General features: G+C 67.4%; 11 protein-coding genes and 1 pseudogene. 4 read left to right on the top strand and 8 right to left on the bottom strand.

Features of this window, described 5'->3' with window-relative positions; genetic code table 11:
• Nucleotides 1–6: 6 nt before the first annotated feature.
• Nucleotides 7–3,264, bottom strand: a complete 3,258-nt coding sequence (locus D3226_RS13015; RefSeq protein WP_202383041.1) for a Calx-beta domain-containing protein — start codon at nucleotides 3,262–3,264, stop codon at nucleotides 7–9.
• Nucleotides 3,265–3,395: 131 nt separating this feature from the next.
• A complete protein-coding gene (locus D3226_RS13010; RefSeq protein WP_202383040.1) occupies nucleotides 3,396–4,805 on the bottom strand; it encodes a DHA2 family efflux MFS transporter permease subunit in 1,410 nt (469 codons plus the stop codon).
• 178 nt (nucleotides 4,806–4,983) lie between these two features.
• On the opposite strand from D3226_RS13010, the gene D3226_RS13005 reads away from it, so the two are divergent.
• Nucleotides 4,984–5,631, top strand: coding sequence for a TetR family transcriptional regulator (locus D3226_RS13005; RefSeq protein WP_202383039.1), 648 nt, complete (start codon nucleotides 4,984–4,986; stop codon nucleotides 5,629–5,631).
• A gap of 68 nt (nucleotides 5,632–5,699) precedes the next feature.
• Here the strand turns inward: D3226_RS13005 and D3226_RS13000 are convergent, their stop codons facing one another.
• Nucleotides 5,700–6,365: a TetR/AcrR family transcriptional regulator gene (locus D3226_RS13000; protein ID WP_202383038.1), complete on the bottom strand. Its 666-nt coding sequence runs from the start codon at nucleotides 6,363–6,365 to the stop codon at nucleotides 5,700–5,702.
• Nucleotides 6,366–6,440: 75 nt separating this feature from the next.
• Between D3226_RS13000 and D3226_RS15195 the strand changes: the two are divergent.
• Both D3226_RS15195 and D3226_RS12990 read left to right on the top strand, forming a co-directional pair.
• A pseudogene (locus tag D3226_RS15195) lies at nucleotides 6,441–6,809 on the top strand (amidase family protein); the annotation flags it as partial.
• A 73-nt stretch (nucleotides 6,810–6,882) separates the two neighbouring features.
• Nucleotides 6,883–7,833: an amidase gene (locus tag D3226_RS12990; RefSeq protein WP_202383037.1), complete on the top strand. Its 951-nt coding sequence runs from the start codon at nucleotides 6,883–6,885 to the stop codon at nucleotides 7,831–7,833.
• On the opposite strand, the gene D3226_RS12985 is transcribed toward D3226_RS12990, so the two are convergent.
• The 4 genes from D3226_RS12985 to D3226_RS12970 form a co-directional block, all read right to left on the bottom strand.
• Nucleotides 7,830–8,717, bottom strand: a complete 888-nt coding sequence (locus tag D3226_RS12985; protein ID WP_237462884.1) for an EamA family transporter — start codon at nucleotides 8,715–8,717, stop codon at nucleotides 7,830–7,832. The two genes, D3226_RS12990 and D3226_RS12985, sit on opposite strands and share 4 nt — an antisense overlap.
• Complete coding sequence (locus tag D3226_RS12980) at nucleotides 8,714–9,658, bottom strand: endonuclease/exonuclease/phosphatase family protein (protein WP_202383036.1); 945 nt, start codon at nucleotides 9,656–9,658, stop codon at nucleotides 8,714–8,716. Before D3226_RS12980 ends, D3226_RS12985 begins: the two co-directional genes overlap by 4 nt.
• 94 nt (nucleotides 9,659–9,752) lie before the next feature.
• Nucleotides 9,753–10,082: an antibiotic biosynthesis monooxygenase family protein gene (locus D3226_RS12975; protein ID WP_202383035.1), complete on the bottom strand. Its 330-nt coding sequence runs from the start codon at nucleotides 10,080–10,082 to the stop codon at nucleotides 9,753–9,755.
• The gene (locus tag D3226_RS12970) at nucleotides 10,079–11,098 is read right to left on the bottom strand and encodes a MerR family DNA-binding transcriptional regulator (RefSeq protein WP_337249000.1); all 1,020 of its coding nucleotides are present in this window, start codon (nucleotides 11,096–11,098) and stop codon (nucleotides 10,079–10,081) included. Before D3226_RS12970 ends, D3226_RS12975 begins: the two co-directional genes overlap by 4 nt.
• 304 nt (nucleotides 11,099–11,402) lie before the next feature.
• Between D3226_RS12970 and mgtE the strand changes: the two genes are divergently transcribed.
• Nucleotides 11,403–12,761: a magnesium transporter gene (gene mgtE, locus D3226_RS12965; protein WP_202383034.1), complete on the top strand. Its 1,359-nt coding sequence runs from the start codon at nucleotides 11,403–11,405 to the stop codon at nucleotides 12,759–12,761.
• Nucleotides 12,762–12,825: 64 nt separating this feature from the next.
• Here mgtE and D3226_RS12960 read toward each other — a convergent pair whose 3' ends face one another.
• Nucleotides 12,826–15,858, bottom strand: a complete 3,033-nt coding sequence (locus D3226_RS12960; RefSeq protein WP_202383033.1) for an aminotransferase — start codon at nucleotides 15,856–15,858, stop codon at nucleotides 12,826–12,828.
• Between the last annotated feature and the right edge of the window lie 95 nt (nucleotides 15,859–15,953).

Below are 15,953 nucleotides of genomic sequence, written 5' to 3'. Positions count from 1 at the left end.
CAAATGTTAGGCACGCTTCTTGCGGCGCAGCAGCAGCGCACTGCCCGCGAGAAGCGCCGCGCCGCCGAGCATCAATGGAAGCTCGATTCCCGGGCCGCCCGTTGCCGCGAGGCCGTCGCGCGGCGCGGACGTTCCGCCGCCGCTGCCGTCTCCGCCGCCGGAACCTGGGTCGGTCTCCGTACCCGGGTCCGTTTCGGGGTCAGCGTCTGGGTCGGGGTCTACCGGTGTCAGCTTCGCGTAGCTGATGGTCCCCACTGCCGTTGAAGCTCCGGCTTCCACCACCGCGTGCTCACTCGGTGCAGAGATTTCCAGCGTAAGCTGCCTGGACTCGTCACCGCGAAAGCCTGGAGTCGTCGGCACTTCGACTTGCTGTGAGGAATCGTCTCCGGCCTCCCAGGAGAGTTCAACGTCCACTGGAGTGAAGTGCGTGCCTGCGTGCGCTGTGCCATCCTGTGTGCGGACGCGTACCGTGACTGGCCCCGTCCACGTTCGTTCCGCGGCGTCTGTGCGAGTCACGGTGAACACTGCAGCCTCCCCCGCGCGCACCTCTGGCTCCCCCACGACGGCAAGCAGACTGGGATCGGGGACTTCTGCGACGATCACTCCTTCAACCTCCGAGGGGCTGCCGAATTCGCCGTAGGCGCCCGGTTCACTGAGCCGCACCTGGAAGGTTCGGTCCGGATCCCCCGCGGCCACGCGCTCGGTCGCCACAGTCACCGTCTTCGAATCAGTATCCCCCGCCTCCCAGGTCAGCGTGGTCGGAGCAACTGCGGTGAAGTGCGTACCGCCCTCCGCAGAGCCGTCAACGGTCTCTACCACGACGCTGGTCTCGCCCTCCCAGGGCAGCTGCGTCGCGTTCACGCGAGAGACCTCGAAGGAGAGCGTCTCTCCCGCGATCCCCTGCTGATCGCCGTTCAGAGCAAATACGGTGAGCTCGGGCGCGGGTGCGGTGATCGTCCCGGTCACCGAGCTCACCTTTCCGAGCGCTGCGAACGTGCTGGGCTCGCTTAGCTCCACCGCAAAATTCCGTTCCGGGTCGCCCGCGGCTGGCGCCAGCGTAGGGACGACGAACTGCTTCGCGGCAAAGTCGTTCGGCCCCCACTCGAGCGTTGCAGTGGTCTCCTCGTAGTGTGTGCCCGCGAGCGCAGACACGTCGGCCGTGGACACCTGCACGCTCGCCACCCCGGTCCAGGGGTCTTCTGCGGCGCGGCTCCGACTCACCTCAAATGTCAGAGACTCCCCGCCCTCGGCTCGCTGGGGGCCGGTGAAGTTCAACTCGTTGGGCACCGGAGTCGGGGCGACGATCGTCACGTCGGTGGAACCCCCCGCGCCAATTGCCACGAGGCCAGCCGGCTCGGCACCGGCGAGTTCCAGGGTGAAGCTGCGGTCAGGGTCGCCTGCTGCAGTTTCAAGCGTCGCCACCGTGACTTCCCGCGGTGACGTGTCGCCGTCGGCCCAGCTGAGCGTCTCGGCGAGAGGTGTGTAGTGGACGCCGGCGCGCGCTGGGTTCTCGTCGCCCGCGGCCCCGTCTTGCGTAGCCACAGTCACGGAGGCCGCGCCCGCGTATCCGTCGTTCGCGCGCGTCACGGTGAACGTCGCCGACCCCCCGGCTGCAACCGTCTGGTCGTGGCTGAGTTCGACCGTCGCAGTTCCAGGATCGGCAACCGCGATATCGAGCCGCTGCGTCATCGTGTTGCCGAGGGCATCAGCGACACGCAGATCAAACGCCCACTCGCCGAACGTGTCTGGCGTGCCCGAGAGCTTGCCCTCAGCATCGATCTGCAGCCAGTCGGGACGTTCCACCCCATCCCGCGGCACAAGCTCAAAGCTCGCGGCGGGGAAGCCCTGGGTGTACGTTGTCTGCTGCTCCCAGGGCTGCTGGAACGTGAGCGTCGCCGAGTCTTCGCTCGTAATCGTGCTCCACACAATCGGGTGATACACGGTTCCGGTGTAGCGATCGTTGTCGAGCTCGTTGGTCTCGGAAAACGTGTACTCCGCAGTAGGAATCGCGGAATACACGGTGATGTCAACGTACGGCAAGTCCGGTGAGAGCACCGGCGCCTGGTTTCCGCCGAAGCGGGGGAATGTGATCCCGTCGCGCAGCGCCAGCTCACCGCTCACATCAGCCCGGTAGCGCTTTGCTCCGCGCGGCACCCAGACATCTTCAAGATGGATCTGCTGCGCGGTGACCGCCATCGTCCCGTCGGAGCGGCTGCCCGGAGCTGCCGGGAGCCCCTCGAGCGATTGAATATGGTTGCCCATCGCCTGGAGACTCTTCAGACCGGCCAGTTCGCGTAACGGTGCAAGCGTGGTGGCCCCGATTGCGTCCATGTGAATTCGGTACAGCAGGGGCTTGTTTCCAATGGCGGTGATGTTGTCGCCCAGGTCGCTGTTGTGGTCGATCTCGAGCGTCTTCAAAGCTGCCGCGTTCTCGATGCCCGCCAGGCTAGTGAGCTGCGCGCGTGACATGCTCAAATTCGAAAGCGCGGTGAGCTTCGCAAGCGGTTCCAGGCTGCTCACCTGTGTGTGCGTAGCGGAGATCGAGGTGAGCTTCGTCAGCTCGGAGAGCGGGGCCAGGCTGTCGATTCCCGTCATTTGGGCGTTCAGGTAGCTCAGCTCAGTCAGGCCAGCGAGCGGAGCAAGGTCCGTGAGGAGCGGGTTCTGCGAGATCGTCAGGTCTCGGAGCGAGCGCAGCTTCGCGAGGGCTTCAAAGTCGCTCAGCGCCGCATTGCGGGAGGCATCCAGTGTGGTGAGGCTCGTCATCGTGGCGAGTGGCTCGAGCGTGGTGAGCTTCGGGTTGCCTACAACGGTGAGCCGCGAGAGTTTGCCCGCACCACTCACCACGCCAAGCGAGGCGTCCGTGAGGTTCGCGTCTGTGAGTGTGAGGCTCGAGAGCTTCGGCATCGTCGTGAGCGGACGCAGCACACCACTTCCGGAGAGGTCATGTCGCCCACCCAGGAAGGCAAGCGTGCGCAGGTCGTTCGCCGCCTCGAAGCCCTCGAGAGAGGTCACAGCGAAGTCGCCGTTGCAGGTCATCACGGTGATGCCCTCAATCTCGGCCTGCATGATCGGCGCATCCGGCGCTCGACTCGCTCCGAGCTTCGCATTGACACACGCGGTGAGCTCGGGATCGGCGAGGTGCACCCCTGCCGCCCTGTTCGCGCCCTCGTTCGCGAGCGCTGGCGAGCCTACGCCTCCAAGACTCGCCGCGATAGCCACCGCCGCACTCGCGGCAAGCAGACTTCTCCCCCAGAAACTCGCCATTGCACTCCCAGCTTCCTGAACTCACTCGGCGCCGTGCGCGCACGATGGATTCGCTGCCCCACCCCCGGTACGCAGCCTACACAGATCCTATCTATCCGCTATGGCAAATGACTACCCATGCCCTGCACCCGTCACCGTCGGGCCAGCCGCGTGAGAAAGAGCGCACAGATCGCGCCCGCGAGTGTGAGACAGCCACCGAGTTGGAAGGCGAGGCGCGCACCCGCGATAACCGCACCCGCTCCCGCGACCGGCGCCGCTGCGGAACCAACCGCGAGCGCCCCGACGAGCGCGGCCGTGCCCGCAGCGCCTGCGAGCTGCTGCAATGTGTTCAGAATGGCACTCCCGTGCCCGAAGAGCGGGGCAGGAAGCGCACTCATGCTGTGCGTCATCATGGGCGTGAGCACGAGCGCCATACCCGCTGAAAACATCACGTGCATTGCGATCAGCTCGCCGAGCGAGGTCGCCTGGGTGAGCGCACTGAGCCACCACTGCGCACCACTCATCAGCAGGAGCCCGGGGATCACAATCACCCGCGCACCGATGAGGTCGGTGAGCCGACCCACGATCGGCGCGAGCACTCCCTGGGTCACTCCCCCGGGAAGCAGCATCAGCCCAGTTGCCAACACGCTCATACCGAGCCCGCTCTGCGCGGCGATCGGCAGTACGACCACCGTTCCTAGGAGCACGCCAAACGCGATCATGATGAGCACGACTCCGAGCGTGAAATTCCGCTCTGCGAAGGGGCGCAAGTCGAGCAGCGCTCGATCTCCATCGCGCTGTAGCCCGAGCTGCCGGCGCGCGAACAGCGCAAGCGCCGCCACGCCAATCACCAGCGAGAGCACGGGACTCCAGGCCCCCTCGGCAATGTCCGCCGCGGTCGACAACGCCGCCACGAGCCCGCCGAACCCCAACAGGGACAGCACGACCGAGCGGATGTCGAGTGGGACCCGCTCACCGCCACCTATTCGCGGCAGGAACACCAGGCCCACCCCGAGCGCGATTGCCGCCACGGGAATCATCAGCCCAAACACCCAGCGCCACCCGAGCGCCTCGATAATCACGCCGGAGAGCGTGGGGCCGATGGCCGGGGCCACGGCGATCACAATTGAATTCAGGCCCATCACACCCCCCCGGCGCTGCGGCACCACAAGGCTCAGCGTCGTCGTCATAAGGAGCGGCATGATGATCGCGGTGCCACACGCCTGCACCACACGAGCCGCGAGCATCACGGGGAAGCTTGGCGCCAACGAGGCGATGAGCGTACCGAGGACGAACAGCACGAGCGCGGCGCCGAAGAGCGCTCGCAGTGAGAAGCGACGCAGCAAGAAGCCGGTCGTGGGAATCACGACCGCCATCGTGAGGAGAAACCCGGTGGTGAGCCACTGCGCGACGTTTGCGGAGACGCCAAACTCAGCCATCAGGGGCGGCAGGGCGACGCTCAACACGGTCTCGTTGAGGATCATGACAAACGCGGAGAACGCAAGCACGGCAATCGTTGCGGTGATCGCGCGAGTCGTGGGGGCCGGCGACTCGGCTGGCATAGGAGTTGTCACGAGCGGTGTGGCCTTTCATGAGGATTCATCAGATGAACAATCATGACACACAGTGCCAATATTTGCGGCGACGGCCGGAGCGCAGTATCTTCGGGCGTACGCCCGTTGACGGATCACACGGCGTGTCGGCTGCGTGCACCCCAGCACGCGAGAATCAGGGAGCACCGTGACAGAGGCCCAGCAATCTCTCGCCACAAGCGAGGGCGTCCGCGCGCGCAAGCACCGCGAAACCGCTCAGCGGATCCACCTGGCTGCGCTCGAATTCGCGGAACGGGACACAACACCTCACGCGCCGCGCACCGCGGCCACCGTCGGCGAGATCGCGGCCGCCGCTGGCGTCTCGAGACGAACGTTCTTCCGCTACTACAACAACCGAGAGGACGCGGTTCTCGCCGGCCATGCACGCGCACTCGCCGGCGCAACAGCACTCCCGCTGGTCGTCACATCACCGACTGAGACAACCCAGGCGATTGAGCAGCTCTTCGATGCGATCCTTGCGGCGGAGGGCTCCCCCGAGCTTGCCGAGCATCGTCGGGTCGGCGCGCTGCTCCGCACCGATTGCCAACTCCACGCTCACGCCGCCACTCAAGACGCCGCGATCGCGGCGGTACTTCGCGATCGCATCAGAGTTCAGCTCCCCTGCATGGACACGAGTGACCTCGAACTCGATTGCGAGCTCAGTGTCCTCGTGTGGCGGCACGGCTGGCAACGTTGGTCAGCGCAGGCCGACGTCCCCGATGCGGAGACGCCGGCCGAGAGCCATCGCCGGACGCGCGCGCGGTTTCATTCGCTCATCGCACGCGCTGACAGCTAGCGGGCGCCGAGCGCCGCACCCCCGGGACGGGAGAAAACGTTGATTGGTGGCGAGCTACTGCGCCCCCACTAGACCCCGGCGGTCGCGGCCCCCTGGCCCGAGCCTTCAACGTTCGGGGTCTCCTCCAGGGTTGCCGCGATCCCGGCAATCACTGCGGCAACGCCCCGGGCGTAGGCGAGCGGACTGTGGGAGGCCGCTGCCGCACCAGGCCCCTCGGCCCGCAACGCGGTACGCGCGCGCACCACCAGAAACCCTGTCGCGAACGCATCCGCGGTGCCCAGTGCAACACGGGCATCACTCGGATGCAAGCCGCCAGCGATGAGCGCACGCTCGGCACTCGCGAGATGAGGGGCAACTGGCCCGTCCGCGTACGGGGCGAGCGCAAGAAGCTCGAACGAGCGTGGGAACCGCTCGGCGAGTGATTTGTATGCGTCGAGCACCTCGGCGAGATGCTCGCGCCAATCGCCCCCGGCACGAGCAGTCACGCCCGGCATGTCGAGCTCCGCGATCAGCCGCTCGACGATCGCTTGCAGCAGATCGTCCCGCCCACGCACATGCGTGTACAGCGTCATCGTGCCAGCCCCCAGCTCAGACGCGAGCGCACGCATCGTCAACTCCTCGAGCCCCGCGGCTTCAGCGAGCCGAAGCGCAGCCTCAGCGATCACCCCACGGTTCAGGGGCTCGCGCCCCGCATTTCCCCGGGGCGCAGCTGTGGTGTCGGTCTGTTCGGCCATGCCTGCCAGAGTAGCCCCGTACAACGTACCGTACAACGTACGGGTCGCGACGATGCGGCCCAGAGAAGGAGAACCATGGATCTGAACTATCTCACCGCCACGGAGTCCGTACGTCGCTTCACTTCAGGCGAGCTCTCTCCCGTTGAGCTGCTCGATGCGGTCGTCGCGCGCACCGCCGCTACGGAGCCGCACGTTGGCGCGGTCACCGAGGAGCTCCTCGAGGACGCGTACAGAGCAGCTCGAACGGCCGAGACGCGCTACCGCAGCGGAGACGCACGTCCGCTGGAGGGAGTGCCACTCATGGTGAAGGAAGAGCAGCCCATTGCCGGCCGCCTCGCCGAGGAGGGCTCGTTGCCCGAACAGGGCACTGTCGCAGACATCGCCCACCCGATCGTCGAGCGCATCTTCGACGCGGGCGCAGTGGTGCACGGTCGCACCACGACCCCCGAGTTCTGCTGCGCCCCGGTGACCACACACCGCGCTCTGGGGTACCACGCGAAACCCCCACAACACCGAAATGACGCCCGGCGGCTCCTCGGGTGGCTCGGGCGCGGTGCTCGCCGCTGGCTCAACGATTCTCGCGACCGGCTCAGACATCGGCGGCTCAATTCGGATCCCCTCGTCCTACTGCGGTGTTGTTGGATTCAAGCCCCCGTTCGCACGAGTGCCCGGGCTCCCGCCATTCAACAGCGACACGTACTGCGCAGACGGACCCATGGGCCGCAGCGTCGCAGACGTCGCGATGCTGCAGAACGTGATTTCCGGCCCGTGGGCGGGCGACCCGGCGTCACTGCGCCCCCAGCTGCGCGTCTCGGGTGCAGTCGAGAGTCTTGCGGGCGTGAAGATTGCGCTCAGCTTCACGCTCGGCGGCTACTCCCCCGATCCCGCAGTCATTGAGAACGCCCGCGCCGTCGCCGATGCACTGCGCGCGGCGGGTGCGATTGTCGATGAGGTCGATCTGCCCTGGACTCCCGAGGAGGTGCTTCGAACCTCGTGGGCGCACTTCGGCGCGGTGATGGGCCCCTTCATCGAGAGCGTCGGCAATGGTGATCCTGAGCAGCTCGCTCAGCTCATGCCGTACACGCGCGCATTCATTGACTCTGCGAGCGACTCGATGGGCTACGTTGACGGGCTCGCCGCCGAGACCGCGTTCTACCGGCCGCTCGGCGAGATCCTTGGGCGCTACGACGCCCTCCTCTGCCCCACCATCGCAAACACAGGTATGCCCGCAGATGCCGCCCGCACCGATAGCAAGGCCACCTTCTCGGAGCTGATGACGCTGCCGTTCAACATCGTGGGCCGCGTCCCGGTGCTCGCGATCCCCTCAGGCCGCGCACCGAATGGGGTGCCGACCGGCGTGCAGATCGTCGGTCGCACCTTCGACGACCAGACAGTTTTCCGCATCGGCGCAGCCGCTGAGGCGGAGCTCGGGCTGTGGACGAACGCCGGCTGGTGGCCCGCGTTTTAGCTCGCTGAATCCCCGCGCACCCCGCCCCGTTGCGCAGCCGCGCCCGCGAGCACCACGAGTGCGATGCCGGCGATCTGCAGCGGAGTGGGGCGCTGTGCGAGCAGCAGCGCCCCGAGAAACACTCCGAACGCCGGTTCGAGCGACATAAGCGTGCCGAACGCGGTGTGCGTCATCCGTCGCAGCGCCAGCATCTCAAGCCCGAGCGAGATCACCGGGGTGAGCGCCGCGAGCCCGAGCGCGAGCGCGAGCTGCGGCAGCGTGAGCTCACCGAGGAGCGGCGGGATCCCGAGCGGCGCAGCAAGAACCGCCGCGATCGGAATCGTGAGCGAGAGGGCGCTCACCCCAGTGAAGCGGTCGCCCACACGCTGGGTCAGCAGCATGTAGCTCCCCCAGCCGATACCTGCAAGCACCGCGAAGCCGATGCCCACCGGATCGACGGCTCCGCTCCACGGCTCCGTGAGCAGGACCACGCCGCCGAGCGCGAGGCCCGGCCACACGAGCGCACGGCGCCCCCCGCTCATCATCGCGGCCACCCCCAGCGGGCCAAGGAACTCGATCGCGACTGCAGTACCCAGCGGGATGCGATCGATCGCGAAGAGGAACGCCATCATCATGAGCGCCGTCGCCGCACCCAGTCCGACGAGCGGGAGCAGGTCCCGGCGTCGCACCCGACGCAGCGGCGGGCGGGCGATCATCACCAGGATCACCGCCCCGAGAGTGAGCCGCAGCCACGCGGTGCCCGCGGGGCCGAGCTCATCGATCAGCTCGACCGACAGCGCGTTCACAAGTTGAATGATGAGCATCGCCGCGACCGCGAGCGTCCACGGGGGCACACCCCCGTCGCCACGCCCAAACCGCACGGGCGTGCCCTGTCCCCCGGTCATGCGGACGGCCGCAGCACGGCGGACACGGCGAGGTGATCGCTGTCACCGATCGGCGTCGTCGTCATCTCTCTCGCGTCAAAGCCGCGCAGCAGGATGTGATCCAAGCGCACCACCGGGAACTGCGCTGGCCAGGAGAATCCGAAACCGCCCGCACCTTGACGGGGTTCGGCCAAGAGCTCGCGCAGCGGAACAAAGGAGCGGTCGTCACTGCTCGCGTTGAAATCACCGGCCGCGATGATACGGGGGCTGCCGTCGTTTCGGATCTCCTCTGCGAGCTCGGCCAGCATTTCGTCGCGCGGCGCGTGTCCGTCGATCCGCGCCGACGCCGCGTGGACGACGTACACCTCGGTATCACCGCCGGGCGTGGCAATGGTCGCGCGCAGCGCGCGATCCCACCCGAGCCCCAGGTCGAGCGGCTCTGACGTGAGGATCGGATACCGGCTCCACAGCCCGACCGTGCTCGCGTGCGCCTCGTACGGGTACGTCTCACGCAGTGCCACGGCGACCGTCTCACGCTGTTCCGGAGCGATCTCCTGGAGCGCGAGCAGGTCGGCGCCCTCGCCGCGAAGCTTCTCCGCTGTCGCTCGGGCCCCAGCGGTATCACCGGCGCTGACGCGCACATTCTGGCTCAGCACCGACACCGTGTCTGTATTGCCGACCATGGCCACCGGCTCAAGCGGCAAGATCCGCGGCACGAACACCCAGGACCAGGCGGCCACCGCCACGAGACTCACCAGGATCCCGAGCCACGCGCGGCGAGCAAGTGCAGCGATGAGGAGAAGAGCCACCAGAACGCCGAGCCACGGCAACGCCGCCTCAAACGGCATGGCAAGCCCGAAGCTATTCGGGAAGCGCGCGGGCGCAAGAAACGCCGCCGCGAGCACCGCAGCGCATGCCGCGATGAGGATCCCGACGCGCCTGCGCCCGTTCCGTCGTGCCACGTCCACCCGTTCCTTGCCCACAGTTTCCGAAGCGGCCATCGTGAGGATGCCGCGAAGCCCTTGATGCTAGCAAGCGAGGAATGCGCGCTCCTGATCAATTGCCGAGCGGGGTGTGCGCGAGACCCAGCTCGCGGTCGCCGTACGTGGCCCGCACCTCGGCAATGACGACCCGATAGCGTCCGAGCCACTCAGCGGCGCGCCGCTTCGCGATCCCGTGCGTGTCCATGCCGATCAACTGCTGCAACGCGTCAAGCGTCTCCCAGTAGTACACCTCGGAGTGCAGCCCATTCTCGGGGTTCACCCAGTGTTCCTCACCGAGAAAGCCCGGAATCTGACGGGCGCGTGTCGCGATCTCGTCGTCAAGACGATAGAACTCTTCGCCGCGCTCGCGCGCCTCGAAGATAAACGTTGAGCTGTAGCTCATTCCCCCTCCTCAGGGTGGTCACGCAGCCAGGCGAGCACCTGCTGCGCGTGGGTGTTGGGTGGAAAGATCGGGTAGAAGACGTGCTCGACTCGCCCATCGCGCACCACCAGGGTGATTCGCGCGAACAGCCGTGGGTGCCCGGGCGCAGCGAATGTGGGCAAACGGAGCGCATCGGCGAGACGCAGCTCGGGATCCGAGAGCATCGGGAACGGGAGGCGCAACCGCTCGCAGAGCTCAGCCTGGTAGTCCGGATCCTGGCTCGAGAGCCCGAACACCCGTGCCGCTCCCGCCTCTTGGAGCTCAGTGAAGTGATCACGGAAGTCGCAGGCCTCCGTTGAGCAGCCACGGGCGCCAGGAATCGCGTCCCAGCCGTCGGGAAGGTCGGTGCCCGGCCGTCCGGATAGCGGATAGGCGTAGATGATCGTGCGACCTGTCCCGAGGCCAGCTAGTGACAGCCGCCCGCCGTCTGAGCGCCCGAGCGTGAGGTCTGGCAGCGGGAGGCCGGGCACGTGCCGTGCGGCACCGTCGTCCTCCGGCTGCGGGAGCCCCGGGGGCAAGACGGTGTAGTCCGGGGCAGGGGGCTCACCGGCGGTGGGCTCAGCGACGGGAGCCTCAGCCGCAAAGCCGCGGCCCGCGGCTCGGTCGAGACGCAGGGCAAGCTCGGAGCGCCGCGCGCTCAGCTCAGCAATGGCCCGATCCAGCTCGGCGATGGCGTCGCGGTACGCAGCAAGGGAGCTGACGCATTCGTCGCCGTGCTCGTGCCCGTCAGACAGGCACTCGACGAAGGGAGCTGCACGGCTGGGCGCGATCCCAAGCTCCGCGAGCGCTCGGATCTCTTGCACTGCGCGGAGGTCCGCGCCATCGAAGTCCCGGTACCCGTTCGTGTCGCGTTCGGGTGCGAGAAGGCCGATCTCTTCGTAGTAGCGCACGGCCTTCACCGACACTCCCGCGCGACGCGCAAGCTCCCCGATCCGCATCTTTCCCTCCACTTCCACGACTGAGCTGTCTGAACTCACGGTAAACCCTCCCCCCAGGGGACGAGTCAAGCCGACAAGGGGGTAGTCTGGTCTGTGGTTCTTGTGCGCACGCGTTTCTTCGCGGATGAGTCGCACTGAATGAGTTCTGAACACCGACCGAGGCGAGGTGAGTACGTGCCCAGTGACAGTTGCAGTCAGCAGCCGGACGCGGTGACCGTTCCCTCCCCTTGGACCCAGAGGTAGAGTTCCGCACGTCGTCCGGCACCCTCGGACGCCCCGCCCCGGGCGCGACCGAATCATTTTCCGCGCACCCTAGGCGGTGCGTGCCGGCAAGGAGCGACCCATGACCTCACCCCAGATCCAGAACATGGATGATCTGGCCACCACGATCGAGCAGCTGTTCGCGGCGCGTGACCTGACCGCCCTCACCGAGGTGTTGGCGCCTCTTCCCGCGACCGATCTCGTGCCTCTCTTCGAGCGGCTGAGCCGAAAGCAGCGAGCCGTGATCTATCGGCTGCTGCCGAAGGACAGCGCTGCCGAGGTCTTCGAGCTGCTCGACCCGCCGTTGCAGAGCGATCTGCTGCACGGCCTGCAAGACTCCGAGGTTGCGCAGCTCTTCGTCGACCTCGATCACGACGATCGACTGTGGCTACTCGACGAGGTGCCGGCCGCGCTCGCTACCCGGCTGCTCCGCGGTCTCCCCGAGCACGAGCGCGTGCTTACCTCCGCACTCCTCGGCTACCCGCAAGACAGCATCGGTCGCCGCATGTCGCTCGAGTACGTGTCAACGCGTGCCGCGTTTACCGTCGAAGAGACGATGCGGCGAGTGCGTGAGCGGCTGCAGGACGCCGAAACCGTCTACACGATTCCGGTGCTCGATGACTCCCGTCACGTGGTGGGGATTGTGAGCCTGCGCGATCTCCTGAGCGCCGAGGGCGATATCTCCGTCGCCGAGCTCATGAAGGACGCGCGCACCGCCGAGGCCGCGTCCGATGCGGAAGAGGCTGCGCGTCGCTGCGCGGACCTGAAGCTCCTCGCCATGCCGATCGTCGACCGCGAGAACCGGCTCGTGGGGATGCTGACCATCGACGACGCGATCCGCATTCTCGAGCACGAGGAGAGCGAGGACGCTGCACGTCAGGGCGGCACCGAGCCGCTGCGCCGCCCGTACCTGTCCACCCCGGTGAGCACCCTCGTACGCTCGCGCGTCGTGTGGCTTCTGGTGCTCGCCGTTGGTGCAACGCTCACGGTGCAGGTGCTCTCGGTATTCGAGGCTACGATCGAGCAGGTCACCGTGCTCGCGCTCTTCGTGCCCCTCCTGATCGGCACGGGCGGCAACACCGGCAACCAGGCCGCGACTACCGTGACCCGCGCGCTCGCGCTCGGCGATGTGAAGTCGCGCGACTTCATGCGGGTGCTCACCCGAGAGCTGCGTACGGGCGGCCTCCTCGGCCTGCTGCTCGGCACGATCGGCTTCACGATCGCCTCGATTGCGTACTCGGTGGAAATCGGACTCGTGATCGGGCTCACGCTGCTGTGCGTCTGCACGCTCGCTGCCGCGGTGGGCGGCTGCATGCCACTCATTGCTCGGGCGGTGAAGGTCGACCCCGCAGTGTTCTCGAACCCCTTCATCTCGACCTTCGTCGACGCGTCGGGCCTGATCATCTACTTCCTGATCGCACGCGCCATCCTCGGCCTCTAGCGCCGGAAACAACGCAGCGGGGCCCCAGACCGAAGAGTCTGGCGCCCCGCTGCGGTTGTTGCGACTACCAGCCCTCGGTGAGCACCCGGTCGAGCGCCGCGACCACGAAGTCGGCGCTCTCACGTGTGAGGCAGAGCGGTGGCTTCACCTTCAGCACGTTTGAGCGCTCTGAGGTGGTGAGCACGATGACACCGAGCTCCCTGAGACGCTCGCAGATCGCGGCAGCCTCGGCGGCTGCGGGCTCCATCGTCTCGCGGTCGCGCACGAGCTCGACACCGAGGTAGAGGCCCTCACCGTGCACCGGGCCGATCAGCGCGTGCCGGTCAGCGAGCGAACGGAAGCCCGCCGCCAGGTGCTCCCCCACCACGCGCGCGTTCTCTTGGAGGCCCTCCTCGGCCATCGCGTCGAGCACCGCGATGCCCACACGGCAGCTCAACGGGTTTCCGCCAGCTGACGAGAAGAACTGCCCCTGCGACGCCAGCGCATCCGCTACCCGCTTCGACGTGATCACGCCACCGATCGGGAAGCCATTGCCCATCGGCTTCGCGATTGCGATGATGTCCGGGCGCACGCCCGACTGCTCAAATCCCCAGAACGAGGATCCCATGCGTCCGAAGCCCACCTGCACCTCGTCGGCGATGCAGAGCCCGCCGGCCGCGCGAACTCGCTCATAGGCGGCTTGCAGGTATCCCTCGGGCAGCATCACGCCGCCCGCGTTCCCCAGTACCGACTCGCAGATGAACGCGGCAACACCTCGGCCCTCCGTCGCGAGCGCGTCGAGATCGGCCCCGAGATCTGCGGCGTAGCGCTCTCCGACGCTCAGGTCGGCGGCGTCGCCACGATACGTACCGCGGAATCGGTTCGGTACATCGGCGACGTGCACCCAGTCGGGCCGGTTCTCCAGCGCGTACGGGTTGTCGTACGCGCTCGTAGTCACCGCGTCGGAGGCCATCGTCCAGCCGTGATATGCCTCACGGAGCGCCACAACGGTGCGCTGCCCGGTGGCGGCCTGTGCCAGACGGAGCGCGAGGTCAACAGCTTCGGAACCACTGTTCACGAGCAACACGGTGTCGAGCTCAGAGTCCTCGGGCAGCTGCGCAAGCAGGCGCTCGCTGTACTCTGCAAGCTCGCGGAACAGGAAGCGCGAGTTCGTGTTGAGCACTCGGATCTGGCGATTCACTGCGTCGGCAACGCCCGGGTGGCCGTGGCCCAGTCCCGTGACGTTGTTCACCATGTCGACGTATGCACGACCGGTCGTGTCGATCAGGTGGTGGCGCCACCCCCGCTCGATCTGCATGGGGCGCTCGTAGTACCGCTCCTGCGCGCTCGCGAAGATCTGCTCTCGGCGCGCAAGCTCATCGCCCGCCTCGTCGCGCTGTGCCAGCTCCGGCAGGGCAAGCAGCCCGGCCGGATCGTGCGTGAAGCGCCGCCAGGCCGCGACGCGTTCCGGTTCGACGAGCTGAGCGCGGCCGGGTTCCGGCGTCGGCACCGAGAGGATCGGCGGCTCAGCCCCCTCGGCTGCGTCGCTCCGCACCAACGCAACGGTGAGCGGTCGAGCGGCGTCGGCTGCGCGCAGCTCGCCCAGCGTGGCGCCGGCGGCAAGCTCGCTCCCCGGCATCACGCTCGATGCCACCGCGAAGCCATCGATCGAAAGGATCCAGCCCCCAGCGGTTTCAAGCAGCAGGCCACGATCGGTCACCGTGCGCACCACGCCCGCCGCGGGTGCCGCCACGAGCTCAGCAACGCCCGCCGCCACCCACACCTCAGTGCCGAGCGGCCAGCTCGCGGCGCCCGATGCACGATCGATCTCAGTGCGGGTAAGGCGGTACACGCCGTATGGAAGCACCGCGGCGGCCGCGCCGGTGGTCCATGCGCTGGCAACGAGTTCCGCTTCCGCATGCGTCTCCTGCCAGACGCCACCCGCCAGCGCCTCCGACTCCACGCCGGGGTCGAGCACAGTCACAGTGCCGACGAGCTCGGACAAGAGCGACCGGAGTGGTTCGGCAGCGCTGCGCTCCAACCCGGCGCCGGGGGCGACACTCAGCTGCAGCCCGGCAGCGCTCGGAGCACCATGGAACCCCAATCGGACGAGCACCTGTTCGGTGGCTTCCGCGAGCGGCAGCGCGGTCGCAGCGTCGAAAATCGCCTGCTCACCCGCAATCCGTTCGCGCGCGTACTCATTGCCACCGTCGATCTCGAGCTGGCGCCACCCGCTTGCCACGAGCACGGCGGCGCGCAGCACGATGAGCGGCCAGACCGCCCGAGCTTCCGCAGGCGAGAGTGGGGCATCGCGATGGAACGCGGCGATGAGATCGAGCAATCGCAGCGGCCGCTCGGGATCGTGGTGCAGCATCGACGATGCGGTCACTGAGAGCTCAGCCACCCGCCAGCCGTACGCGAGGTCACCCAGGTCAAGCACGGTGTGTGGATGTACGCGCGAGTCGTCGCCCGGCAGCCCCGTAACGTTGTCGTCGGTGAGGTCGCCGTGGATTGCCTGCGTGGGCAGCTCAGCCCCAACCTCCTCGAGCGCGAACTGCGCACGGTTCGCGGCGTCCACGACGCGCTCCCGAATCTCCGCATCAGCAATCGCCGATGCGAGCGCGAGCGTCTGCTCGTGCGCCACGGCCATCACCCACATGTGGTCGCGGTCAAGTCCCGGGTGCTGCAACTCAGCCAGGGCGCGCACGGAGGCCGCCGCGAGCGCACCGAACTCCTCCAGCACACGCGGCGCGAAGTAGCCGAGGTCCACCATGGGCGCGCCCGGTGCGAACTCACTGCGGCGAACGGCAAAGCCACCCCAGCGCTGGGTCTCCTCCCCGTCGAGCCCAGGCAGCACCGCTGCGACCGGCACGCCCGCCGCGCGGTACGCCTCGAGCGCTGCGTGCTGCGCGTCTCGTTCGGGATCGGTAAACACGGGATTGTCGACGCGCAGCACACTGCGCGAGCCATCCCCCTCGGTCAGCACAAAATTGCGGTCCTGATTACTGCCGAGTTCGGTCGCAACCGCCTCGATCCCATAGCACTCGCGCGCAATCGAGGCCGCGTCGGCCTCGGAAACGTCGGGGCGGACCAAGCCGCCCGTCTGCTCTTCCGTCATCGTGAGATCTCCATCTCTGGTGTCGAAAATAGTGTCGTGCGTGTGTTGGGTGCCGGCGTCGCGGATGCGGGGCACTCGGGCTCGGATCATGGGAC

The sequence above is a fragment of the Leucobacter chromiireducens subsp. chromiireducens genome, from assembly GCF_016758255.1.
GTDB classification, from domain to species: Bacteria; Actinomycetota; Actinomycetes; order Actinomycetales; family Microbacteriaceae; genus Leucobacter; species Leucobacter chromiireducens.
The sequence above is the reverse complement of the archived record's forward strand: the minus strand, read 5'-3'. Positions and strand labels throughout refer to the sequence as shown.

Bases quoted from the DNA above. Each gene is read 5' to 3' on its own strand.
- mgtE (WP_202383034.1), top strand. From the start codon at position 11,403: ATGACCTCACCCCAGATCCAGAACATGGATGATCTGGCCACCACGATC.
- D3226_RS13010 (WP_202383040.1), bottom strand. From the start codon at position 4,805: ATGCCAGCCGAGTCGCCGGCCCCCACGACTCGCGCGATCACCGCAACG.
- D3226_RS12975 (WP_202383035.1), bottom strand. From the start codon at position 10,082: ATGAGCTACAGCTCAACGTTTATCTTCGAGGCGCGCGAGCGCGGCGAA.
- D3226_RS12960 (WP_202383033.1), bottom strand. From the start codon at position 15,858: ATGACGGAAGAGCAGACGGGCGGCTTGGTCCGCCCCGACGTTTCCGAG.
- D3226_RS13000 (WP_202383038.1), bottom strand. From the start codon at position 6,365: ATGGCCGAACAGACCGACACCACAGCTGCGCCCCGGGGAAATGCGGGG.
- D3226_RS13015 (WP_202383041.1), bottom strand. From the start codon at position 3,264: ATGGCGAGTTTCTGGGGGAGAAGTCTGCTTGCCGCGAGTGCGGCGGTG.
- D3226_RS12990 (WP_202383037.1), top strand. From the start codon at position 6,883: ATGACGCCCGGCGGCTCCTCGGGTGGCTCGGGCGCGGTGCTCGCCGCT.
- D3226_RS12985 (WP_237462884.1), bottom strand. From the start codon at position 8,717: ATGACCGGGGGACAGGGCACGCCCGTGCGGTTTGGGCGTGGCGACGGG.